Origin of the sequence: Actinosynnema sp. NPDC023658 (assembly GCF_040639995.1) — a bacterium.
In the GTDB taxonomy this organism is placed as follows: Bacteria; Actinomycetota; Actinomycetes; order Mycobacteriales; family Pseudonocardiaceae; genus Actinosynnema.
In genome coordinates this window covers 1-7,931 of sequence record NZ_JBFAAX010000267.1, presented here as the reverse complement: position 1 = coordinate 7,931, position 7,931 = coordinate 1, and the positions used below count along the sequence as shown (strand labels likewise).

7 protein-coding genes are annotated in these 7,931 nt (G+C 72.2%); 5 read left to right on the top strand and 2 right to left on the bottom strand.

Annotation, left to right across the window (positions count from 1 at the left end; genetic code table 11):
* On the top strand, positions 1–1,975 hold a 1,975-nt coding region (locus AB0G02_RS23290; RefSeq protein ID WP_360797578.1), incomplete at its 5' end, for a SpoIIE family protein phosphatase.
* 9 nt (positions 1,976–1,984) lie between these two features.
* On the opposite strand, the gene AB0G02_RS23285 is transcribed toward AB0G02_RS23290, so the two are convergent.
* Positions 1,985–2,392, bottom strand: a complete 408-nt coding sequence (locus AB0G02_RS23285; RefSeq protein WP_360797577.1) for a DUF1622 domain-containing protein — start codon at positions 2,390–2,392, stop codon at positions 1,985–1,987.
* 119 nt (positions 2,393–2,511) lie between these two features.
* On the opposite strand from AB0G02_RS23285, the gene AB0G02_RS23280 reads away from it, so the two are divergent.
* Positions 2,512–2,940, top strand: a complete 429-nt coding sequence (locus AB0G02_RS23280; RefSeq protein ID WP_360797576.1) for a helix-turn-helix transcriptional regulator — start codon at positions 2,512–2,514, stop codon at positions 2,938–2,940.
* 28 nt (positions 2,941–2,968) lie between these two features.
* Entirely contained in the window at positions 2,969–5,356 is a 2,388-nt protein-coding gene (locus AB0G02_RS23275) for an excinuclease ABC subunit UvrA (protein ID WP_360797579.1), read from the top strand.
* Here AB0G02_RS23275 and AB0G02_RS23270 read toward each other — a convergent pair.
* On the bottom strand, positions 5,319–6,338 hold the full coding sequence (locus AB0G02_RS23270) for a DUF2330 domain-containing protein (protein ID WP_360797575.1): 1,020 nt from the start codon (positions 6,336–6,338) through the stop codon (positions 5,319–5,321). The two genes, AB0G02_RS23275 and AB0G02_RS23270, sit on opposite strands and share 38 nt — an antisense overlap.
* A 197-nt stretch (positions 6,339–6,535) precedes the next feature.
* On the opposite strand from AB0G02_RS23270, the gene AB0G02_RS23265 reads away from it, so the two are divergent.
* Positions 6,536–7,459, top strand: coding sequence for an RNA polymerase sigma-70 factor (locus tag AB0G02_RS23265; RefSeq protein WP_360797574.1), 924 nt, complete (start codon positions 6,536–6,538; stop codon positions 7,457–7,459).
* A 226-nt stretch (positions 7,460–7,685) separates the two neighbouring features.
* On the top strand, positions 7,686–7,898 hold the full coding sequence (locus tag AB0G02_RS23260; RefSeq protein ID WP_360797573.1) for a hypothetical protein: 213 nt from the start codon (positions 7,686–7,688) through the stop codon (positions 7,896–7,898).
* The last annotated feature ends 33 nt before the right edge of the window (positions 7,899–7,931 follow it).

The window sequence follows — 7,931 nt, the reverse complement described above, 5'->3', positions numbered from 1 at the left end:
GGCGCTGGCCGCGGTCGGCACGGCGTCCGACCCGACCGAGCTGGCCGAGCTGGTCCGCGAGCACTCCGGGTGCGACGGCGTGCTGATCTACCTCGTGGAGCCCGACGGAGGGCTGCGGCTGGAGGCCGGGGCGAACGTGCCCACCAAGGTCAGGCTGGAGTGGCAGCGGGTGCCGTTGCAGCTCACGACGGGCGTCCTCGAATCGGTGCGCACCGGGCTGCCCCAGTGGATGACCGACGTCAACCTGGCCCGCGAGCGGTACGTGCTGATCGGTGACCCGGACCACCCGTGGAGCTCGCGCGCGTGGCTGCCGTTCCACGACCAGACCCGCATCGCGGGCGTCGTCGGCCTGCTGTGGGAGGACCGGCACGACTTCACGCCCGACGAGCAGTGGGAGCTGGAGGTGCTCGTCCGGGCGGCGGGTTCCACGCTGCTGGTGCTGCTGAGCGCGGAGGCGCCCTCCCGGACCCGCAACTGGACGCTGTGGGCCCAGCACCTGCTCGACGTGCTGCCCGGCTCGGTCACGCTGCTCGGCGCCATCCACAACGAGGCGGGCGAGGTCGTCGACTTCCGCTACGACGCGGCCAGCCCCGACGCCGTCGACATCGCGGGCAGGCGGTACCAGCAGCTCGTCGGCCGGAGCATCCTCACGTCCTACCCGATGATCGCGGGGACCGAGCTGTGGGCCGCCTACCACCGGGTGCTGCGCACCGGCGTGCGGGAGATCGTCGGACCGCTGGACTACCACGAGAACTCGCCCGGCATGCCGCCCCGCGCCCGGTACACGCTCAACGTCGGCAAGTTCGGCGACGGCCTGATCATGGCCTGGCACGAGCACGACGACCCGCTCCAGCTGGAACGGCTGCGCAGCGTGCAGCGGCTGGGCAACATCGGCTGGGGCGAGTGGAACCTCATGACCAACGAGATCAACTGGTCCGAGCAGCTGTACGTCATCTTCGACCGCGACCCGGCGCTGGGGCCGATGTCGTTCGACGAGATCCGGGGCTCGGTCCACGAGGAGGACCTGCCGATCCTGCGCAACGCCGTGAGCCGGATGCTGGACGACGGCGAGCCCGCCGGCACCGAGCTGCGGCTGCTGGCGGGCGGGCAGGTGAAGTCGGCCCGGTTCATCGGGGAACCGGTGCTCGACGTGCAGGGCAGGCCGATCCGCCTGGACGTGGTGCTCCAGGACGTCACCGCGACCCGGCGCGCGGAGAAGCGGATGTTCGACCTCAGCGAGCAGTTCGCGCAGGAGCACCAGGTGGCCAACCAGCTGCGCACGGCCGTGCTGCCGCTGCCGAGCCAGCCGCTGGAGCTGCCCGGCATGAGGGTGGCCGTGCGGTACCTGGCCGCCGAGCAGTGGGCCGAGGTGGGCGGCGACTGGTACCACGCGTTCCCGATCGACGACGGCAGCACGCTGCTCGCCATCGGTGACGTGGCCGGTCACGGGCTGGCGACCGCGGCGGCGATGGCGAAGCTGCGGTACGCGCTGACGGGCGCGGCGCTCACCAACCCCGACCCGGCCGGTGTCCTGGACGTGCTGAACCGGATGCTGACCGGCGTCGACGGCATCACGCTGGCTTCGTCGTTCGTCGGCCGGTTCGAGCCCGCGACGCGCAGGCTGTCGTGGGCCCAGGCCGGTCACCCGGCGCCGCTGCTGCTGCGGTCCGGCGACGTGACCAGGCTCGACCGGCCCACCGGGCCGATCCTCGGGGCCGTGGCGGGCGCGGTGTACGCGACGGCGCGCATGGTGCTCGCGCCCGGCGACACGGTCCTGCTGTTCACCGACGGCCTGATCGAGACCAGACCGTCCACCAAGGGCAGCGAGGACGACCTGCAACGCCTGGTCGACGAGATCCGCGTGTTCGCCGGCGAGCTGGACCCGGCGGACATGCCGGGCGCGCTGACCGCCCGCCTGGTCCCCGCCACCCCGCTGGACGACACGTGCATCGTCGCGGCGACGGTCACGGAGTGACACCGGCCGTCACGCCGCGTCAGGCGCCCCCGGTCGGTCGTCACGCGCTCCCGGTCGGGCGTCGGGCGTGCCCGTCGGGTGGACCTCGCGCTGCTCCTCGGTGATCTCCCGGTTGAGGAAGTAGTTCAGCGCGGTGCGGATCGCGGCGATCGCGGCGAGCTGCCCGATCTCCGCGAAGCTCGGCGCCATCGCGCTGCGCAGGATGTCGGCCGCCAGCTGGAACTCCAGCCCGAGCACGAGGAACCGGCTCAACGACAGCCGGATCGGCGTGAACACGGCCGCGTCCCGGTGCCGGAGCCCCTGCACGACGAACCGGCCCACCGCCAGCAGCGCCCCGATCAGGATGACGCCCGCCCCGGCCGCCTCCACCACGGTCACCACCACGTCGATGACCGCCTTGAGCGTCTCCTCGCCCATGCACCACCTCCCCGTCGACGTGCAGGCCTACCCGGATCACCGATCTCCGACACGTCGGCCCGTCCACCCGGGACGCCGAGGCCGGGACGCGCCCGACCCGCTGTGGCACGATCGGGGGTGTGACCAGCAGGACCACCGCCCGGCCGCAGTTGGCCGACCTCGCCCGGCTGCGCCGCGTGCGCGACCGGATCGACCGCGAGCACGCCCAGCCGCTCGACGTGGAGGCGCTGGCGCGCGGCGTGAACATGTCGGCCGGGCACCTCAGCCGCCAGTTCCGGCTCGCCTACGGCGAGTCGCCGTACGGCTACCTGATGACGCGGCGGATCGAACGCGCGATGACGCTGCTGCGCCGCGGCGACCTCAGCGTCACGGAGGTCTGCTTCGCCGTCGGCTGCTCGTCCCTGGGCACGTTCAGCACCCGCTTCACCGAGCTGGTCGGCATGCCGCCCAGCGCCTACCGCAAGCAGGCGGCGGACTCGACCGAGGGCATGCCCGCGTGCGTGGCGAAACAGGTCACCAGGCCGATCAGGAATCGAGAAGCGCGGTAGCCGGCGCCCACCTAGCCTGATCGCCATGATGGCCAAGAGGGCGGAGACGCGGTCGCCCGCGCCGCACGTCGCAGACAACCACGACCTGATCCGCGTGCACGGCGCGCGTGAGAACAACCTCAAGGACGTCAGCGTAGAGATCCCCAAGCGCCGGTTGACGGTGTTCACCGGCGTGTCCGGTTCGGGCAAGAGCTCGCTGGTGTTCAGCACGATCGCCGCGGAGTCGCAGCGGATGATCAACGAGACCTACAGCGCGTTCGTGCAGGGGTTCATGCCGACGTTGGCGCGGCCGGACGTCGACGTGCTCGACGGGTTGACCACCGCGATCATCGTCGACCAGCAGCGGCTCGGCGCGGACCCGCGGTCGACGGTCGGCACCGTCACCGACGCCAACGCCATGCTGCGCATCCTGTTCAGCCGCCTCGGCAAGCCGCACCTCGGCTCGCCCAAGGCGTTCTCGTTCAACGTCGCCTCGATCAGCGGCGCGGGCGCGGTCACCGTGGAGCGCGGCGGGCGGGCGGTGAAGGAGCGGCGCAGCTTCAGCATCACCGGCGGCATGTGCCCGCGCTGCGAGGGCCGGGGCCACGTCTCCGACATCGACCTCACCCAGCTCTACGACGACTCGAAGTCGATCGCGGAGGGCGCGTTCACCATCCCCGGCTGGAAGTCGGACAACTTCTGGACGGTGCGGGTCTACGCCGAGTCGGGCTTCCTCGACCCGAACAAGCCGATCCGCAAGTTCACCAAGAAGGAGATGCAGGACTTCCTCCACCGGGAGCCGACCAAGGTGAAGGTCGAAGGGGTGAACCTGACCTACGAGGGGCTGATCCCGAAGATCCAGAAGTCGTTCCTGTCCAAGGACAAGGAGTCGATGCAGCCGCACATCCGCGCGTTCGTGGAGCGGGCGGTCACCTTCACCACCTGCCCCGAGTGCGACGGCACCCGGCTGAACGAGGGCGCCCGGTCGTCCAAGGTCGCGGGGATCAGCATCGCGGACGCCTGCGCCATGCAGATCAGCGACCTCGCGGAGTGGGTGGGCGGGCTGGACGAGCCGTCCGTCGCTCCCCTGCTGGCGGCGCTGCGGCACACGCTCGACTCGTTCGTCGAGATCGGACTCGGCTACCTCAGCCTCGACCGGCCGTCGGGCACGCTGTCGGGCGGCGAGGCGCAGCGCACCAAGATGATCCGCCACCTCGGCTCCTCGCTGACCGACGTGACCTACGTCTTCGACGAGCCCACCATCGGGCTGCACCCCCACGACATCCAGCGGATGAACGACCTGCTGCTCCGGTTGCGGGACAAGGGCAACACCGTGCTGGTCGTGGAGCACAAGCCGGAGACGATCGTGATCGCGGACCACGTCGTCGACCTCGGTCCCGGCGCGGGCACGGGCGGCGGCACGGTGTGCTTCGAGGGCACCGTCGAGGGGTTGCGGTCCAGCGGCACGATCACCGGCCGCCACTTCGACGACCGGTCGTCGCTCAAGGACGCGGTCCGCGAGCCCACCGGCAAGCTGGAGATCCGCGGCGCGTCGACGCACAACCTGCGCGACGTGGACGTCGACATCCCGCTCGGGGTGCTGGTCGTCGTCACCGGTGTCGCCGGGTCCGGCAAGAGCTCGCTCGTGCACGGGTCGATCCCGGCCGGCGAGGGCGTGGTGTCGGTCGACCAGGGCGCGATCCGCGGTTCGCGGCGGAGCAACCCGGCGACGTACACCGGCCTGCTCGAACCGATCCGCAAGGCGTTCGCCAAGGCCAACGGCGTGAAGCCGGCGCTGTTCAGCGCGAACTCCGAGGGCGCGTGCCCCGGCTGCAACGGCGCGGGCGTCGTCTACACCGACCTGGCGATGATGGCCGGGGTCGCCACCACCTGCGAGGAGTGCGAGGGCAAGCGGTTCCAGGCGTCGGTGCTGGAGTACCACCTCGGCGGACGCGACATCAGCGAGGTGCTCGCGATGTCGGTGGCGGAGGCGCAGGAGTTCTTCGGCTCCGGTGACGCGCACACGCCCGCCGCGCACGCCGTCCTGACGCGGCTGGCGGAGGTCGGCCTGGGCTACCTCACCCTCGGCCAGCCGCTCACCACGCTGTCCGGCGGCGAGCGGCAGCGGCTCAAGCTGGCCACCCACATGGCCGAGAAGGGCGGCGTCTACGTCCTGGACGAGCCGACCGCGGGCCTGCACCTCGCGGACGTGGAGCACCTGCTCGGGCTGCTCGACCGGCTCGTCGACTCCGGCAAGTCGGTGATCGTGGTCGAGCACCACCAGGCGGTCATGGCGCACGCCGACTGGATCATCGACCTCGGTCCCGGCGCGGGCCACGACGGCGGTCGGGTCGTCTTCGAGGGAACGCCGGCCGACCTCGTCGCCGGCCGCTCCACGCTCACCGGCGAGCACCTGGCGCGGTACGTCGGCGCCTGATCGCCACCGCCGCCACGACGGCGCCGCCGACCAGCGCGACGCCCACGAGGACCAGCGGCAGCGCAGGCGTCGACCACGGCGAGTCGGCGGCGTACTCGGTGACGGTCACGACCGCGCGGTGGGGCTCGTCGGTGGCGGCACGGGTGATCCGGATGTCGTCGGTGATCCGCGCCGGCGCGAACCTGCCGTCGTAGCGGGTCAGGAACCGGGTGCCGGTCACCACCGCGGACAGCGCGGGGTGGTCGGGGCCCGGCCTGACCTCGCCCGCGAACGTGAGGTCCGGCGGGCTGCCGCCGGGGGCGGGGTTGCCGACGTCGACGCGGTGGTCGGCCAGCACGTACAGGCGCAGCGGCTGCGGGCCCTCGGCCGTCGCGGACAGGCGCATCGGGTAGACCGGGGTGTCGGTCTCGAACGACAGCCGCACCGGCGGCAGCCCGGCGGCGAGGCTGCCCGAGGTCGGGGCCAGGCGCACGGCGACGACGAGCCAGCCCTCCGCGAGGTACGGGCCGAGCGCCCCGCCCAGGTCGGCGGGCAGGGTGAAGTCGTGCTCGCCCAGCCAGTCGGTCACGGCGGTGGTGTCGGTGCCCGAGAGCTGGGCGACCTCGTAGGGCCCGACCTCGACGTGGTCGACGACGGTGGCGGCGCGGTCGGCCCCGGGAGGTGCGCCGGCGCCGTCCCCGGTCACCCTCCGCACCACGACGTCCGGGCGGCTGATCCGGTCCAGCTCGGTGAACAGCTCGCCGTCGGCCACCTCGAACCGGGCGCGGGCCGGCACCGGCATCAGGAACGCCGCCTCGGTCGCCTCGGACCGCGCCCGCACCGACACGGTGATCGACTCGGTGCGGCCGGTCAGCTCCACCAGCGCGGTCTCCTGCTGCGGGCGCAGCTCGTCGTTCGCGACGAACGCGCCGCACGCGCACGCGCCGGACGTGGCGGGGTCGAACGCCACCACCGCGACGACGAGCGCCACCACCACCGCCATGCGGGTCACCACCGAGCCGAGTGCCACGGCCGGTCCGACGCGGTCGGTCGCGCCGGGGTTCCCGGGACGTCGACCGGGACGGTGGCGTGACCGGTGTCACGGCGGCGACGCCCGACTCGGTGCGACCGTGCTGTCACGAACCGGCGGGGCGCGGCGTCTGGTGGTGACGCAGTCGCAGAGCGGAGGGACGGGAACCGATGGTGCGAGAGGGTCACGACGCGGTCAGGGGCGAGGACGAGCGCCCCGACCCCGCCACGGCGGCGTTCGTCGCCCACCGGAACCTGCTGTTCACCGTCGCCTACGAGATGCTCGGGTCCGCCGCCGACGCGGAGGACGTCCTCCAGGAGACGTGGCTGCGGTGGGCGACGGTGGACCTCGCCGCGGTGCGGGACCAGCGCGCGTACCTGGTGCGGATCACCACCCGCCAGGCGTTGACCCGGCTGCGCGCGCTCGGCAGGCGCAAGGAGTCCTACGTCGGCTCCTGGCTGCCCGAACCGCTGCTGACCTCGCCCGACGTGGCGGAGGACGTCGAGCTGGCCGACAGCCTGTCCATGGCCATGCTGCTGGTGCTGGAGACGCTCGGCCCGACCGAGCGGGCGGTGTTCGTGCTGCGCGAGGTGTTCGACCTCGACTACGACGAGATCGCCGCGGCCGTCGACAAGACCCCCGCCGCCGTGCGCCAGATCGCCCACCGGGCACGGGCGCACGTCGCCGCCCGCCGCCCGCGCGACGTCGCCTCCCCGGCCGAGACCCACGCCGCGCTCGCCGCGTTCCAGCGGGCCGTCGAGACGGGCGACCTCCAGGGCCTGCTCGACCTCCTCGCGCCCGACGTGGTCCTGGTGGGCGACGGCGGCGGGGTCAAGCAGGCCGTGCTGCGGGCCGTCGTGGGCGCCGACCGGGTGGCCCGCCTGCTGGCCGGCGGCCTGGCCAAGGTCGGTGACCGGGCGTCGATGGGGCCGGTGCAGGTCAACGGCCACCCGGCTCTGGTCATGCGGCTCGACGGCGAGATCGACACCGTGGTGGCGGTGCGCGTCGACGGCGGCCTCATCACCGGGCTGTACGCCGTGCGCAACCCGGAGAAGCTGTCGCACCTGGTGCGCGAGACCGCCGTGAGTCGATGATCGTCAACGCTGCCAACGAGTTACTCGGACGGGTGAATATTGCGCCGCCCCACCCACCCGATCGGCAAGCCATCTACGTGATGTGAGGAATTCGGTCACGATCACTAGGCCGTTGTGCCACCATTGCCCTGTTCGAGCGGTACGAGGGGTCCGCCGAACATGACTCAGCGCAGTGGCGCGAGTCGTTTGCACGGCCGCGACAGATTCTCAGGGGAGGGAGATCGCTATGTCTACGCCCACCGAAACCGAATTCCTGGACGGAACCGTCCAGGAGGACACCACCACGACGACGGTCACGTCCGAGACCGAGCTGGACACCGGACAGCACCAGCGCCAACCCGGGCACCACAAGGAGCACGAGCACGTCTACGACGAGGACGGCAACCTGTCGCCGATGTGCTCGGGCGGCGGTTGCGTCACGAAGCTGCCGACGGGTTGAGCTGTCAACCGTGATCGCGCCCGCCGACCGGGT